At 62.6% G+C, this 14,328-nt stretch carries 15 protein-coding genes; 1 reads left to right on the forward strand and 14 read right to left on the reverse strand.

The features are described from left to right. Nucleotides 1-152: 152 nt before the first annotated feature. The 7 genes from NFH98_RS11300 to mobA all read right to left on the reverse strand — a co-directional run bounded on the left by NFH98_RS11300 (nt 153) and on the right by mobA (nt 5,438). Entirely contained in the window at nt 153-437 is a 285-nt protein-coding gene (locus tag NFH98_RS11300; RefSeq protein ID WP_045994196.1) for an H-NS family histone-like protein, read from the reverse strand. Nucleotides 438-740: 303 nt separating this feature from the next. After that, nucleotides 741-1,733, reverse strand: coding sequence for a GTP 3',8-cyclase MoaA (moaA, locus tag NFH98_RS11305; RefSeq protein WP_287165591.1), 993 nt, complete (start codon nt 1,731-1,733; stop codon nt 741-743). Further along, nucleotides 1,730-2,188 carry a molybdopterin synthase catalytic subunit MoaE gene (gene moaE, locus NFH98_RS11310; protein ID WP_108133107.1) on the reverse strand — a complete coding sequence of 153 codons (459 nt, stop codon included), beginning with the start codon at nt 2,186-2,188 and terminating at the stop codon, nt 1,730-1,732. The genes moaA and moaE overlap by 4 nt, the downstream gene beginning before the upstream one ends. Nucleotides 2,189-2,191: 3 nt before the next feature. Then, entirely contained in the window at nt 2,192-3,004 is an 813-nt protein-coding gene (gene moaC / locus NFH98_RS11315; RefSeq protein ID WP_045994199.1) for a cyclic pyranopterin monophosphate synthase MoaC, read from the reverse strand. A 9-nt stretch (nt 3,005-3,013) separates the two neighbouring features. After that, a complete protein-coding gene (gene moeA / locus NFH98_RS11320; protein ID WP_349622726.1) occupies nt 3,014-4,264 on the reverse strand; it encodes a molybdopterin molybdotransferase MoeA in 1,251 nt (416 codons plus the stop codon). Continuing rightward, on the reverse strand, nt 4,261-4,830 hold the full coding sequence (gene mobB / locus NFH98_RS11325; RefSeq protein ID WP_108133104.1) for a molybdopterin-guanine dinucleotide biosynthesis protein B: 570 nt from the start codon (nt 4,828-4,830) through the stop codon (nt 4,261-4,263). Before mobB ends, moeA begins: the two co-directional genes overlap by 4 nt. Further along, the gene (gene mobA, locus NFH98_RS11330; protein ID WP_045994202.1) at nt 4,827-5,438 is read right to left on the reverse strand and encodes a molybdenum cofactor guanylyltransferase MobA; all 612 of its coding nucleotides are present in this window, start codon (nt 5,436-5,438) and stop codon (nt 4,827-4,829) included. Before mobA ends, mobB begins: the two co-directional genes overlap by 4 nt. Before the next feature lie 175 nt (nt 5,439-5,613). Between mobA and NFH98_RS11335 the strand changes: the two genes are divergently transcribed. Then, entirely contained in the window at nt 5,614-6,195 is a 582-nt protein-coding gene (locus tag NFH98_RS11335) for a cupin domain-containing protein (protein ID WP_045994203.1), read from the forward strand. 223 nt (nt 6,196-6,418) lie between these two features. Here NFH98_RS11335 and NFH98_RS11340 read toward each other — a convergent pair whose 3' ends face one another. The 7 genes from NFH98_RS11340 to NFH98_RS11370 form a co-directional block, all read right to left on the reverse strand. Further along, complete coding sequence (locus NFH98_RS11340) at nt 6,419-7,672, reverse strand: uracil-xanthine permease family protein (protein ID WP_349622727.1); 1,254 nt, start codon at nt 7,670-7,672, stop codon at nt 6,419-6,421. Between the two features lie 265 nt (nt 7,673-7,937). Next, a complete protein-coding gene (locus NFH98_RS11345; protein WP_287165595.1) occupies nt 7,938-9,677 on the reverse strand; it encodes an ABC transporter substrate-binding protein in 1,740 nt (579 codons plus the stop codon). A gap of 66 nt (nt 9,678-9,743) precedes the next feature. Continuing rightward, on the reverse strand, nt 9,744-10,016 hold the full coding sequence (locus NFH98_RS11350; protein ID WP_108133102.1) for a DUF2160 domain-containing protein: 273 nt from the start codon (nt 10,014-10,016) through the stop codon (nt 9,744-9,746). A gap of 11 nt (nt 10,017-10,027) precedes the next feature. Next, nucleotides 10,028-10,921, reverse strand: coding sequence for a carbohydrate ABC transporter permease (locus NFH98_RS11355; protein ID WP_124804854.1), 894 nt, complete (start codon nt 10,919-10,921; stop codon nt 10,028-10,030). Continuing rightward, nucleotides 10,914-11,801, reverse strand: a complete 888-nt coding sequence (locus NFH98_RS11360) for a carbohydrate ABC transporter permease (RefSeq protein ID WP_045994208.1) — start codon at nt 11,799-11,801, stop codon at nt 10,914-10,916. Before NFH98_RS11360 ends, NFH98_RS11355 begins: the two co-directional genes overlap by 8 nt. Next, nucleotides 11,798-12,901 carry an ABC transporter ATP-binding protein gene (locus NFH98_RS11365; RefSeq protein WP_124804855.1) on the reverse strand — a complete coding sequence of 368 codons (1,104 nt, stop codon included), beginning with the start codon at nt 12,899-12,901 and terminating at the stop codon, nt 11,798-11,800. Before NFH98_RS11365 ends, NFH98_RS11360 begins: the two co-directional genes overlap by 4 nt. Nucleotide 12,902: 1 nt before the next feature. Beyond that, nucleotides 12,903-14,057, reverse strand: coding sequence for an ABC transporter ATP-binding protein (locus NFH98_RS11370; protein WP_287165598.1), 1,155 nt, complete (start codon nt 14,055-14,057; stop codon nt 12,903-12,905). Nucleotides 14,058-14,328 lie beyond the last annotated feature (271 nt).

Consider the following 14,328-nt stretch of genomic DNA (forward strand, 5'->3'; position numbering starts at 1 on the left):
TCGCCGTACTTGTGGCCGTGCCGTCACCATTCACGCGCTTTGCGTCATGCACGCGCCTTGGTGACACAGCGGCCAAGCTGCACTGGCGACGCGACACGTCCGTGCAAGGTCAGGTCAACCGAACTCGCGTGACCACACCTGCGCCAGCAGAATCACTTGGCGTTCTTGGGCGGACGTCCACGCTTGCGCTTGGGCTGCTCCGATACGAGATCATCCAGCGACAGGCCGGCTTCGGTGATCTGCTCACGGATCTCCGCCAGCTTCTGGGCCTTCTGCATCTCTTCTTCCTGGCGCTGGCGCTCCTCGTCGCGCTTCTGATCGATGACCTCCTCGACCACTTCCGCCAGTTTTTGCAGCTGTTCCATGCTCAGTTGACGAGCCGCTGCCCGTGCCACGTTCTTGTTTCTCGCAATACGTTCCAATGATTCGCTGGACATAGCTCACTCCATAGCTTTGACACCAAGCGGCGCACGCCGCAATTCACTTGAAGAAAAGTATATGCAACCGGCCACTCTTGGCAAGAAATGCTGGAGATTTTTCCTTGTCAATTACCGAAATATTGGCGGTCTTTATACGTCAACAGCGAGCTCATTGGACGAGCCCAGTCACCCCTTGACCGGTCAATATTGGTTGAAACGCTGACACCTCGAGGAAAAAAGACAGCGGCCAGGATACAAAGAGCGGGCGCCCAAGGCGCCCGCGCAGGTAAGGAGACAAGCGGTCACTTGGCGAAAGCGCTGTCAGCCACCGGTCATGTTCATGAAGCGAACCACCTGAACATCCCCATCGGTGGTGAAATGGTGCCGCTCAGGCTTTAGCGGCATCGCCTCCACGATGGCGGCCTTGAGCTTCTCCGTGTCACCGGGGTAGCGCCTCAATACCGCCCTGAGATCCACCGAATGCTCGTTGCCAAGGCACAGCAGCAGACGCCCTTCCACCGTGACCCGAACACGATTGCAGGAAGCACAGAAGTTATGGCTATGGGGCGAGATGAATCCGACCCGCGTCTCGCTATCCTCCATACGGTAGTAGCGAGAAGGCCCTGCGGTGGCTTCCGTCGTGGCCATCAGGGGGTAGCGCTGCTCGATCCTTTCGCGCACCTCGTCACTTGAACAATAGGTCTCGGCACGGGAATGGTCGGACACATCGCCCAGCGGCATCTCCTCGATAAAGCTGATATCCAGCCCCTCTGCCCTGGAGAACTCGACAAGATCCAGCACCTCGTCTTCGTTGCGCCCCTTGAGCACCACCGCATTGAGCTTGATGCGCTCAAAGCCGGCCTGCCGAGCGGCGCTGATGCCGTCCAGCACCTTGTCGAGGTCACCGGTACGTGTCAGCCGTCGAAAGCGCTCGGGATCCAGCGAATCCAGGCTGATGTTGAGACGCTTCATGCCGCCCTGGCGCAGCGCCTCGGCATGCCGCCTCAGGCCCGCCCCGTTGGTGGTCATGGCAAAGTCCCGAAGCCCCGGCAAGGCCCCTATACTGGACACCAGTTGCTCGATATTGCGACGGACCAGCGGCTCCCCCCCGGTCAAACGAATCTTTTCCACGCCGAGCTCGGTGAAGGCTTGCGCCACCTGAGCGATTTCCTCCAGCGTCAGCACCTGGGCACGTGGCAGGAAGGTCATCTCCTCGCTCATGCAGTAGACGCAGCGAAAGTCGCAGCGGTCGGTGACAGACAATCGGACGTAGGTCACCCGGCGACCGAAACTATCGATCAACTGTTGTGTCATTGCGAAGCGACCTCCCAGCGCTTGGCGTCATCATGATCCTGACGACGTTCAGATACCCAGTAATCGCCGCTTTCGGTGTGCTCCTTCTTCCAGAATGGCGCCCGGGTCTTCAGATGGTCCATCAAGAATTCGCAGGCTTCGAAGGCGGCACGCCGATGGGCGCTGGCCACCACCACCAGTACGATGGGATCACCGGGCTCCAGACGACCGATCCGGTGGATCAGGGTTACCTCATCGAGCGGCCAGCGCTGTCGCGCCTCAGCTTCGATCTCGGCCAGCGACGCTTCGGTCATGCCGGGATAATGCTCAAGCGTCAGCGCCGTGACGTCCGGGCGTTCATTGAAGTCCCTGACCAGTCCGGTGAAGCTGACCACCGCTCCGATGTCGGTGCGATGTTCGAGCATCCGGCGCTGTTCATGACCTGCATCGAAGGTCTCATGCTGCACGCGTATCATCGATCAGCCTCCTGTCACCGGCGGGAAGAAGGCCACCTCGTCCTCACAGGTCAGACGGGTACCGTCACTCGCCATCACCTGATTGACGGCGCACAGCACGCGCCCTTCATCCAGCCCCTTGAAGCGATCATCCAGGGTCTTCAGTGCCTGCTTGAGACCGGCAACATCGGCACTGGGCAACCTGTCCAGTGGCACCGATGCTTCACCGACGCCAAGCCTTTCGCGCAGTTCAGCCAGGCACTTCACCCTGACACACTGCTCCGCGGCGGACGCAAGCCCCAGGGTCAACGCCGGGCTGTTCTCGGGGCTGGTCACGATCGGCGTTGCCGTCGCAGCGGTCGCGCTCCGACGCAGATAGTCACCGGACTTGCCACCCTGTTTTGCATCCACGTGGATTTCGCCGATCTCCATCTCCTTGTCCACCGCCTTGCACATGTCGTAAAGGGTGAGACAGGCCACCGATACGGCCGTCAGGGCTTCCATCTCGACCCCGGTCCGTCCGGTCAGACGGCAGGTGGCGGACACCCTGACACAACTGGATTCGGCGTCGATCTCGAAGTCGACGCTGACCTTGGACAACGCCAGCTGGTGGCAAAGCGGGATCAGCTCGTGGGTGCGTTTCGCGGCCTGAATACCGGCAATCCTGGCGGTCGCCAGCACGTCGCCCTTGGGCAACTTGCCATCGCTCAACAGCGCCAGAGTCTCCGGCGCCATGGAGATGCTTCCGGTCGCCGTCGCCTCCCGTCGGGTCGCTGCCTTGTCGCCGACATCGACCATGTTGGCTTCGCCGCGTGCGTTGAGATGGGAAAGCGTCATGTTCAAGCCTCAGGAAAATCGAAAGAGAGGGAGTACCATCACGATATCATCGATGGACGCCGAGTCCGTATCCTCGGGAATCTCGACCAAGCAATTGGCCGAGACCATGGACGACAGAATACCGGAACCCTGATTGCCTGTATTGACCACCCGCAAGGTCCCGTCCGCATCACAGTGAAAGACACCGCGACTGTAGTCCGTACGTCCGACCCTGCTGCGAAAGGCGCTACCGGCCACGGCCTTCCAGCGTGGCTGAGTGGGTGAGCGCCCTTCCAGAGCCGCCAGCATCGGCACCACAAACACCAGACAGGTCATCATGCAGGCCACCGGGTTACCCGGAAGTCCCAGCAAGGGTGTCTCGTCGGGGCCAATCACCCCACATGCCATGGGCCGGCCTGGCCGCATGGCGATCCGCCACAGGGTCAACCTGCCAAGACGCTCCACCGCATCCCGGGTGTGGTCGGCCTGCCCCACCGACACTCCGCCACTGGAGACCACCAGATCCGCGGTCCGGGCGGCGTCAGCGAGCTGTTCGACCAGGGCGTCGGTGTCATCGGCGACGATGCCGAGATCGATTACCTCGGCGCCATGCTCCTGCAACAACCCCATCAGAGAATAGCGGTTGGCATCATAGATCGCCGCCTGGGCGCGTGCCTCACCGGGTGCCGTGACCTCATCGCCGGTGGAGAACACGGCTACCCGAGGACGTCGCCGCACCCGGACCTCGGCCTGCCCGAGAGACGCCAACAGGCCAAGCGCGGCGGCTTCGAGGCGCCTGCCTGCTGCAATGGCCACCTGGCCGGCACGCAGATCCTCGCCCGCCTGGCGCACGTTCTGCCCCTGCTTGACGCGGTCGGCGCGTGTCACCCTCACACGATCGCCATCTCGCTCGAGCTGTTCGAGCATGACCACGGTGTCGGCCCCTGGCGGCAAGGGCGCCCCCGTGGTGATGGCAATACACTCACCTTCGCCCAGGCGACCCTGAAAAGGCTGCCCCGCCAGGGCTTCTCCCACCTGGAGAAAGACCTCGCCGGGGTCCTCGGTCGACCAGTTGAGCGCCACCCCATCCATCGCGGAGTTGGTATGCCCGGGCACATCGAAAGGCGCTTCTACCGCCTCGGCCAGCACTCGGCCGTGGGCCCTGGCCAGGGGCACCTTTTCCGCCGCCAGGCGACCAGCTACCAGCGTCAACAGGGCATCGCGCGCCTCCTCGACGCCGAGCATGCGCTCACCAAGATCGAAACAGGAGAGCGTTGTCATGACGGTTCTCCTCCCTGGTGCGCGACAATCCACTCGGGCCAACGCCTCACCCAGGCCTGGACCCAGGCGGCGATGGCGTCATGATCATTGAGATCGAGCACATCGCCCCTTGTCGCCAGGGGCGCGTCACTGGCGACGGCCTGAATCCATGGATCGTCTTCCACCATCAGCGGCTTTTCCAGCGCCGGCCGATGGAGCTCCAGCTTGGGCAAAGGCCAGTCCTTGAAGCCCTCGACCAGCACCAGTTGCGGTTCCAGCGGCGCGACCATGGCCAGCAGGGTTGCCAGATCGGCCTCTTCGCCCCCCGGCGTCTCCATCATCAATGCCAGCCGGGCGCGGGAGGCGATCAGGATAGGTTCGGCCCCCGCCATACGCAGGCGATGACTGTCCTTGCCAGGCTGGTCTACCTCGAAGCGGTGGTGGGCGTGCTTGATCACCGCCACCTTGAGCCCGGCACCCTTCAACATCGGTACCAGACGTTCCAGCAGGGTGGTCTTGCCGGTCCCGCTCCAGGCGGCGATGCCCAACAGCGGCTGATCGGGGCGCAAGCTCAGCGCCTGCGTCATGAGTCACGCTCCTGGCGACACGCCTCCAGCCGTCGTCTTTCCTCTTCGGTGTTGAGATTGGCGAAGGCGGCAGCGCAGTCGCTGACGTCGACCCGATCCCAGCGGTGGCGATCGTACCAGCGGTCGATCTTGCGTTCGCCCTGCTCCAGTACCGCCGCCAGATCCTCATGCAGGTGACGGGACAGCAACGCCACCACGGGGTGCAGCCGCTCGCCGTCATGGGCGACGACAATATCCAGCCCATCGCGCCAGCCAGCCACCAGCCGGGGCACCAGATCGGCGGGCAGCGCCGGGCTGTCACAGGGCACCACCACCACCCAGGGCGTAGAGGACGCGACCAGACCACTGTAGATGCCCATCAAGGGTCCGTGGTAGCCCGCCTGGTGATCCTCGACCACTCGATCGGCAAGAGCCGCGTACTCGTCCAGATGGCGATTGGCATTGATCATCACGCTAGCCACATGGGGCTTCAGACAGGCAACGGCGTGCGCCGCCAGCGGCTTGCCGTCGAACGGCACCAGCCCCTTGTCGACTCCCCCCATGCGTCGCCCCTGGCCTCCCGCCAGAACCACGCCGCTTATCTCCTTCGCGTCCAGCCTCGCCACCATTGCACCTCTTTTATTGGTCGTCGACAGCATCCTCCATGATGCCTTAGCCACCCGCAGGCTGCCATGAGCGTATCGGGGTAGACAGTAGACGCCAGGGATGTCGGACAGCGGCGTTAGCGGGTATCATGTGTCCATCATTATGCACAACATCGGCTTTGCCGAGACGGGAAACAGGATGGAAGACAGTTTCGACGTCGGCGCCAGATTGCGCCAACTACGACAGGAAAAGCAGCTTTCTCAACGCGAACTGGCGAAAAGAGCCGGTGTGACCAACAGCACCATTTCGCTGATTGAGCTTAACAATGTGAGCCCATCGGTCAGCTCGCTTAAGAAGATTCTTGACGCCTTGCCGGTATCGATCAGCGCTTTCTTCGCGGGTGACGAACCGAACCACCCCAGCCCCTTCTATCGCGCCGCGGAGCTCACCGAGATCGGTGATGGCCATCTGTCCTGGCGGCTTGTCGCGGCCAGACGCCCGGACCGACGCATGTCGGTGCTCCACGAGCGCTATCCGCCCGGAGCCGATACCGGCGAAGAGATGCTTGAACACGACGGCGAGGAAGGCGGCGTCATCATCGCCGGCGAGATCGAGATCACCGTCAACGGCGAGACAGGTCTGCTCGGCCCCGGCGACGCCTACTACTTCGACTCACGCCTGCCCCATCGGTTTCGCAACCTGGGGGATCAGGAATGCGTGATTGTCAGTGCGAACACTCCCCCCACCTTTTCCGATGGCGGAGAGCAACTGCACCATTGATTGCCCCCCACCGTCTCCGATGGCGGAGAGCAACTGCACCATTGATTGCCCCCACCTTTTCCGGTGGTGGCGAGAAGTTGCACCATTAATTCCCCCCACCTTTTCCGATGGCGGAGAGCAGCTACATCATTGATCAAAGACGACGACAGGGCATGATCGTCAGTGCCCGGTCGCCAACAGCCGATGGCCCGGCTGTCACGCCGGGCCATGGTAATAGCAGGGTTCATTCGTCCTCGCTGGCCCGGGGCAACACCAGGTTGAGGGCGATGCCGATCAAGGCGGCGAGGCTGACCCCCTGCAGGGCGAACTGGCCATCGCCGAACTGCATACCACCGATGCCGAACACCAGGATCAGCGAGACCACCACCAGGTTACGCGGGGCGGTCAGGGGTTTGCCGGCGCGCACCAGGGTATTCATGCCGACCACCGCGATGGAGCCGAACAGCAGGGTCATGATCCCGCCCATCACCGGGGTAGGAATGGTCTGCAATACTGCCCCCAGCTTGGCGACGAAGGCCAAGGTGATGGCTACCAGTGCGGCGGACACCATGAACATCGGATTGAAGGCGCGGGTCAGGGTGACCGCCCCGGTGACCTCCGAGTAAGTGGTGTTGGGCGGCCCACCGAACAGCGCCGCCGCAATGGTCGCCAGGCCGTCGCCCAACAGGGTGCGGTGAAGGCCTGGTTTCTCCAGGTAGTTGCGTCGGGTCACCGAGCCGATCGCCACCATATCACCGATATGCTCCACCGCCGGCGCGATGGCGACGGGGATCATGAACAGGACCGCCGCCCAGTGAAAGCTCGGCGCGGTGAAGGATGGCAACGCCAGCCAGGCCGCCTCACGTACCGGGCTGAAGTCGACCACTCCCATCAGCAATGCCATCAGATAGCCGGTGACGATCCCCCCCATGATCGGCACCAGGCGCAACAGACCGCGCCCGAAGACCGCCAGGATCAGCGTCACCAGCAGGCTCGACATGGACAGCACCATGGCCTGGGTGTAACCGATGGTCTCGCTGTTCTCGCCGGTGGCCATGCTCACCGCGACTGGTGCCAGGGCAAGACCGATGACCATGATCACCGGTCCTACCACCACCGGCGGCAGCAGCCGATGCAGCCACCCCGTCCCCTTCAGCCGAACCGCCTGGGAGATCGCCACGTAGACGAAACCGGCAGCGATCAGCCCGCCCAGGGTGGCGGAGACACCAAAGTGGGCGATGGAGCCCTGAATAGGGGCAATAAAGGCAAAGGACGACGCCAGAAACACCGGAACCGTCAGACGCGTGGTCAGATGGAACACCAGGGTGCCGATACCGGCGGTGAACATGGCGACGTTGGGATCGAGGCCGGTCAGCAATGGCACCAGCACCAGGGCGCCGAACGCCACGAACAGCATCTGGGCACCGACCAGCACCAGCCGAGGCAAAGAATCCGTCGTTGCTTCGACGGGCGAGGAAGAGGACGAGGGGTCTGACATGGAGGGCTCCGCGGTGGACAAACGCCGGCTATGGTACCAACGCACGCGCAACGTTTCGGCAAAATTTTGCGCGTCTTTCGACGCCACCGCCAACGCTTGGCAGACGCTCCTCTCATCCAGACTGTGCTATCCACCCGGCGCCATGTATTGCCCACAAGGCACCGGGCCCCCGCTGTCTCCAGCGAGGGCCCGGCGTCCTGCACATCAGGGGCCATGCACGAAAGGCGACCTGCGAAGCGCCGTCACCTGCGCACAAGTCCCCGTCCTACTCACGGGTACCGGCCGACATCCATTCCTCCATCATCTGCTCGTAGGGCACTGTGGTGCCCTGGGGCATCTCGTTGTCCAGCTTGGCCTTGGGCGCGCCGGGCTGGCTCAACCATTCTTCGGGATCCTTGGGTTCATTGAGCACCGGCGCGTAGGTGGCAAACACCTTGGCCCGCGCCAGACGCGCCATGATGTTGTCGAGGTCACCGGCCAGATTATCCAGCGCCTCCTGGGCCGAGATGTCGCCATTGACCGCAGGGGCCAGATTCTGCCACCACAGCGGCGCCATGCGCGGATAGTCAGGCACGTTGGTGCCGGTAGGCGTCCAGTTGGACTCGTTGGGACTGCGGTAGAATTCCACCAGGCCACCCAGCTTCGGCGCCATCTCGGTCATCTGGTCGGAGAAGATGTCGGACCGGCGGATCGGCGTCAGCCCCGCCATCAGCTTCTCCAGCGAGACGGTCTTGGACACGGTGAACTGGGCAAACAGCCAGGCTGCGCTGCGCCGATCCTCCGGCGTCGAATCGAAGAAGGTCCAGGCCCCCACGTCCTGATAGCCGACTTTCATCCCCTCTTCCCAGTACGGGCCGGTGGGAGACGGCGCCATGCGCCACTTGGGATTGCCCTCATCGTCGGTCACCGCCACATCGGGACTGACCATGTCGGCGGTAAAGGCGGTGTACCAGAACATCTGCTGGGCCACGTTGCCCTGGGCCGGCACCGGCCCGGCCTCGCCGAAGGTCATGCCCTGGGCTTCGGGCGGCGCATAGTCTCGAAGCCACTCCACCATCTTGGTGACGGCGAACACCGAGGCCGGTGAATTGGTGGCGCCGCCACGGCTGACGCTGGCCCCCACCGGGTGGCTCTCTTCATCGACCCGAATGCCCCAGTCGTCTACCGGGTTGCCGAACGGCACCCCGGGACTGCCCATGCCGGCCATGGACAGCCAGGAGTCATGGAAGCGCCACCCCAGCGACGGATCCCGACGGCCGTAGTCCATGTGGCCGTAGACCTTCTGACCGTCGATCTCGCCGACGTGCTCGCTGAAGAACTCGGCGATGTCCTGATAGGCGGTCCAGTTGGTGGGCACACCCAGATCATAGCCGTAGATGTCCTTGAACTCTGCCTTCAGATCATCGCGCTGGAACCAGTCATAGCGGAACCAGTAGAGGTTGGCGAACTGCTGGTCGGGCAGCTGGTAGATGCTACCGTCGGGCCCGGTGGTGTACTGAATGCCGATAAAGTCGTCCAGATCGAGGGTCGGCAGCGTCAGGTCCTTCCACTCGTTGGCCATGGCCTCGCTCAGGTTGATGGTCGAGCCGTAGCGAATGTGGGTACCGATGGCGTCCGAGTCGTTGACGTAGGCGTCATAGATATTGCGCCCCGACTGCATCTGGGTCTGCATGTTCTGCACCACATCACCTTCGCCGATGATGTTGTGGGTTACCTCGATACCGGTCAGCTCGGTAAAGGCCGGCGCCAGCACGTCACGCTCCCAGGTGTGGGTGGTCAGGCCCTCGGCGACGGTGTTGATCTCCATGCCTTCAAACGGCTCGGCAGCCTTGGCAAACCATTCCAGTTCAGCGATGCGTTCCTCGCGGCTCAGGGTCGAGTCCTTGAACACCTCGTCGGCCAAGCGCTCGATCACCGCCGTTCGATCGTCCTGGGCCAGGGCGCCGCCGCTGAGCAGCAATAGCCCCACAGCACCTAGTCTGGTCAGCTTGAGTCTAGCGTTCATGGTCACCTCTATTGTTGTCGTCGACCGTCAGGTCGATCGTTGTCGTCGAAGGGAGCCTGGCCCCCGCTAGCCCCATCGCAGCAGGACCAGCATCCACACCACCGATACGCCCAGCGCCAGCCACAGACTCAGGCTGGTGAAGCCCACGACCGCCAGATGGATGTAGGCCGCCGACAGCATGCCGATGAAGAAACGGTCCCCCCGGGTGGTGCTGATCGGCAGAAAACCGCGCCGTTCCCGCGTCGGCGATACCAGCTCCCAGGTCGTCATGACCACCAGCAACAGCGCAATGACACCAAAGAAGATCGCCGTGGGCAGGGTCCATACCATCCAGTCCATGTCGGTGCTCCTCAGGTCCGGCCCAGGGCAAAGCCCTTGGCGATGTGATGGCGCACGAAGAACACCACCACGATGCCTGGCACGATGGTCAGTACCCCGGCCGCCGCCAGGGTGCCCCAGTCGATGCCCGAGGCGGTCGAGGTTCGCGTCATCACCGAGGCGATGGGCTGGGCCTCGGTGGAGGTCAGAGTGCGTGCCAGCAACAGCTCGACCCAGGAGAACATGAACAGGAAGAACAGCGTCACGCCGATGCCGGAGCGAATCATCGGAATGAACACCTGGACGAAGAAGCGCGGGAAGCTGTAACCATCAATAAAGGCGGTCTCGTCGATCTCCTTGGGCACGCTGGACATGAAGCCTTCGAGGATCCATACCGCCAGCGGAATATTGAACAGACAGTGGGCCAGCGCCACGGCGATGTGGGTATCGAACAGGCCCACCGTGTAGTAGAGCTGAAAGTACGGCAGCAGGAACACCGCCGGTGGCGCCATCATGTTGGTCAACAGCCAGAAGAACAGGTGCTTGTCACCGATGAAACGGTAGCGACTGAAGGCATAGGCCGCCGGCAGCGCCACGCTCATGCTGATCGCCATGTTCATCAACACATAGGTGATCGAGTTGACGTAACCCATGTACCAGCTCGGGTCGGTGAATATTTTGGCGTAGTTGGCCAAGGTCAGCGATTGCGGCCATAGGGTCAGCTCGCCGAGGATCTCGCTATTGGTCTGCAGCGACATGTTGACCAGCCAGTAGATCGGCAGCAGTACAAACACGATGTAGGCCAGCATCAAGAAGCCACTGCGAAAGCGTCGTCCTGTCGAACGGCCCTGTCGACGGCGGCGGGCCGCCTCCTTTTCCGCGCGCTTTCGCACCTGGTCGGGACTGGATGGCGTGGAATCAGTCATGGCGAGCCCCTCCCTGCCGGTCCTTCTGCAGATTCATGATGGCGGTATAGAACACCCAGCAGACCAGCAGGATGATCAGGAAGTAGATCAGCGAAAAGGCCGCCGAAGGCCCTACATCGAACTGGGCGGTGGCCATGATCGCCAGCGATTGACTGAGGAAGGTGGTCGCGCTTCCCGGCCCGCCGCCGGTCAACACGAAGGGTTCGGCGTAGATCATGAAGGAGTGCATGAAACGCAGCAGCACCCCGATCACCAGTACGTTGGTGAGCTTGGGTAGCTGGATATAGCGAAACACCGCCCAGCGTGAAGCGCGATCGATGCGCGCCGCCTGATAGTAGGCCTCGGGAATCGCCTGCAGACCGCTGTAGCAGAGCAGTGCGATCAGCGAGGTCCAGTGCCAGACATCCATCAGCACGATGGTTACCCAGGCGTCCAGCGGACTCGAGGTGATGTTGTAGGGATAGCCGATCTGGCGCAGGCTCCAGCCCATCAGACCGATGTCGCCACGGGTGAATATCTGCCAGATGCTGCCCACCACGTTCCACGGGATCAACAAGGGCAAGGTCACCAGGATCAACACCAGCGACGCCCGCCAGCCACGCTTGGGCATCAACAGCGCGATTCCCACCCCCAGCGGCACCTGAATCGCCAGAATGGTCAGCGAAAACGCAAACTGCCGGGCCAGCGCCGCCTGCAGCGCCGGATCGTTGAGCATCTTGACGAACCATTCGGTGCCGGTGAAGAACCGGGTATTGGCGTCGAAGACGTCCTGCACCGAGTAGTTGACCACCGTCATCAGCGGCACGATGGCGGAAAAGGCGACCAGCGCCAGCATCGGCAGCACCAGCCACCAGGCGCGATTGTTGGGGACCTTGTTCATGACGCCACCTCTACACGGGATTCATCTACGTACAAAGTCAGCCATCTTTCTGGGAAACGCACCGACACGCGCCCGGAAAGCGCGAGCCCGCCCTCCTCCACGCGCACCTTGAAGCGCGCCTGGTCTAGCGCCAGCGTCAAGATCGAGTAGGTCCCGAGATCCTGGCAGTGGTCCACCACGGCGCTGAGGGTCCCGCTCGTGCCGTCCTCGGCAAGCTCGATGAATTCCGGACGAATGCCCAGCTTGAGGTTGTCGCTGCGTTCACGAGCATCAAGCAGCGAGCGGTGCATCGCGGCGGACAGTTCGAGGCGCTGGCCGTCGATCAGGATGTTGTCGCCATCGATGCATGGCGTGAAGAAGTTCATGCCGGGACTACCGATGAAGTAGCCGACGAAGGTGTGGGCGGGGCTTTCGAACAGCTCGCGCGGGGTACCGAACTGGACGATTCGACCGTCGTACATCACCGCAATCTTGTCGGCAAAGGTCGAGGCTTCGAGTTGATCGTGGGTCACGTAGATCATGGTGATGGCGAAGCGCTGATGGATCTCCTTCAGCTTGCGCCGCAGCTTCCACTTGAGCTGCGGGTCGATCACCGTCAGTGGCTCGTCGAACAGGATGGCCGCCACATCATCACGGACCAGGCCACGCCCCATGGACACCTTCTGTTTCTCGTCGGCACTGAGGTTGCGCGCCTTGCTGGCCAGGCGGTCGGTCAGGTCGAGGATGTCCGCGACCTCCTCGACCCTCTCGCGAACCCGCTCCTCCGGGGTCTTCACGTTGCGCAGCGGGAAGGCCAGGTTGTCGTAGACCGTCATGGTGTCGTAGACCACCGGGAACTGAAACACCTGAGCGATGTTGCGCTCTTCCGGCGGCAGCTCGTTGACCATGACCCCGTCGAAGCGCACCTCGCCCTGGGAAGGTACCAGCAGCCCGGAGATGATATTGAGCAGGGTCGACTTGCCGCAGCCGGATGGCCCCAGCAGGGCATAGGCACCACCCTGCTCCCACACGTGCTCCATCTGTTCGATGGCGTAGTCGCTGCGCTTCGAAGGCGACGCCGAATAGCTGTGCGCCAACTGTGAAAGGCGAATCTCGGCCATGCTAGCGCTCCTCCCCTGACGCCGACGCCGGCGGTGCCTGCCGTGAAGACGGAAGCGGCGGACGCACCCCTCCGTCACCGGCTTCCGGCGGCACGTGCAGGGTCTTGCCATCCATGTCGAACACGAACAGGCGATGCACCGGTACATAGAGTGTGATCGGCTCATCCACACGAAAGCTGTGAACACCGGAAAGATGCGCCACCAGCGACATCCTCTCGTTGCCCACGTGCAGGAAGGTCTCGGAGCCACTGATCTCGGCCAGCTCGACCTTGACGTCAAGCGCCAGGTCATCGTCTGCCCGGGGCTGCATGGCCAGATGAGCCGGCCGCACACCGAAGCGGTAGCCGCCCTCGTCAAGCGCCGCCAGAGCTTCATCGAGCGGGAAGTGCACCTCGTCGTCGAAGCTGACCTCACCGTCGCGGATGCGCCCTTCCAGCACATTGATGGGGGGTTCGGAGAACATCTCCGCCGCGGTCAGGGAGGCCGGCTGGCGGAACACCGTAGCGGTCGGGCCATGCTGAACCAGGCGCCCCTCGTGCAGAATTGCCGTATTGCCACCCAGCGCCAGCGCTTCCGCCGGTTCGGTGGTGGCGTAGACCGCGATGCAGTCACGCCGGGCGAACAAGGCACTCAACTCCTCGCGAAACTCCTCGCGCAGCTTGTAGTCGAGGTTGACCAGAGGCTCATCGAACAGCACCAGGTCCGCGTCCTTGACCAGCGCCCGTGCCATGGCGGTGCGCTGCTGCTGGCCACCGGACAGGTCCAGTGGCTGGCGGTCGAGCAGGCCTTCGATGTGCAGCAGCTCAGCGATCTCGTGGACACGTCGCTGGATCTCGCTCTTGGCGACACGGGCCAGCTTCAGCGGAGAGGCAATATTGTCGAAGACACTCTGGTGGGGGTAGTTGATGAACTGCTGGTAGACCATCGCCACGTTGCGTTGGCGAACCCCCTTGCCGGTCACGTCTTCACCCTGCATCAGGATGCGCCCGCGGGTCGGCTGGTCCAGCCCGGCCATCAGGCGCATCAGGCTGGTCTTGCCGGCCAGGGTGCGGCCCAGCAGGACATTGAAGGAACCCGGCTCCAGGGTCAGGCTGATGTCATCGATGTGGGTCTCGCTCGCCACCTTGCGGGTGACGCCGTCGAGGATCAGGGACATGGGCGTACTCTTTCGCGCAGAGGTTCCCCTCGTCTCCGAGGGGCGTCATCTGTACGGTAGTAGAGAATCTCTACTCGCCCGTGATGTTTTTAAACGAAAGGGCCCACCACGCGCCAGAAGACACCCTTTTTATTTCCCATCTTTCTGTTTTTGCTTTACTTCTCCCATGTCATCAACTTTTGTCTAATGCGAAAAGCCACCGCCCTGATAGCTGAGCCTCGGTGCAGATGTTGTTTCCAGAAAAAAAAAGCGCCCAATGTTCGCAAAGGAA

Origin of the sequence: Halomonas sp. H33-56, from assembly GCF_040147035.1 — a bacterium.
Taxonomy (GTDB): domain Bacteria; phylum Pseudomonadota; class Gammaproteobacteria; order Pseudomonadales; family Halomonadaceae; genus Halomonas; species Halomonas litopenaei.

What these genes read in the sequence shown, in the direction of transcription:
- NFH98_RS11300 (WP_045994196.1), bottom strand. Translation starts at nt 437, where the DNA reads ATGTCCAGCGAATCATTGGAACGTATTGCGAGAAACAAGAACGTGGCA.
- moaA (WP_287165591.1), bottom strand. Translation starts at nt 1,733, where the DNA reads ATGACACAACAGTTGATCGATAGTTTCGGTCGCCGGGTGACCTACGTC.
- moaE (WP_108133107.1), bottom strand. Translation starts at nt 2,188, where the DNA reads ATGATACGCGTGCAGCATGAGACCTTCGATGCAGGTCATGAACAGCGC.
- moaC (WP_045994199.1), bottom strand. Translation starts at nt 3,004, where the DNA reads ATGACGCTTTCCCATCTCAACGCACGCGGCGAAGCCAACATGGTCGAT.
- moeA (WP_349622726.1), bottom strand. Translation starts at nt 4,264, where the DNA reads ATGACAACGCTCTCCTGTTTCGATCTTGGTGAGCGCATGCTCGGCGTC.
- mobB (WP_108133104.1), bottom strand. Translation starts at nt 4,830, where the DNA reads ATGACGCAGGCGCTGAGCTTGCGCCCCGATCAGCCGCTGTTGGGCATC.
- mobA (WP_045994202.1), bottom strand. Translation starts at nt 5,438, where the DNA reads ATGGTGGCGAGGCTGGACGCGAAGGAGATAAGCGGCGTGGTTCTGGCG.
- NFH98_RS11335 (WP_045994203.1), top strand. Translation starts at nt 5,614, where the DNA reads ATGGAAGACAGTTTCGACGTCGGCGCCAGATTGCGCCAACTACGACAG.
- NFH98_RS11340 (WP_349622727.1), bottom strand. Translation starts at nt 7,672, where the DNA reads ATGTCAGACCCCTCGTCCTCTTCCTCGCCCGTCGAAGCAACGACGGAT.
- NFH98_RS11345 (WP_287165595.1), bottom strand. Translation starts at nt 9,677, where the DNA reads ATGAACGCTAGACTCAAGCTGACCAGACTAGGTGCTGTGGGGCTATTG.
- NFH98_RS11350 (WP_108133102.1), bottom strand. Translation starts at nt 10,016, where the DNA reads ATGGACTGGATGGTATGGACCCTGCCCACGGCGATCTTCTTTGGTGTC.
- NFH98_RS11355 (WP_124804854.1), bottom strand. Translation starts at nt 10,921, where the DNA reads ATGACTGATTCCACGCCATCCAGTCCCGACCAGGTGCGAAAGCGCGCG.
- NFH98_RS11360 (WP_045994208.1), bottom strand. Translation starts at nt 11,801, where the DNA reads ATGAACAAGGTCCCCAACAATCGCGCCTGGTGGCTGGTGCTGCCGATG.
- NFH98_RS11365 (WP_124804855.1), bottom strand. Translation starts at nt 12,901, where the DNA reads ATGGCCGAGATTCGCCTTTCACAGTTGGCGCACAGCTATTCGGCGTCG.
- NFH98_RS11370 (WP_287165598.1), bottom strand. Translation starts at nt 14,057, where the DNA reads ATGTCCCTGATCCTCGACGGCGTCACCCGCAAGGTGGCGAGCGAGACC.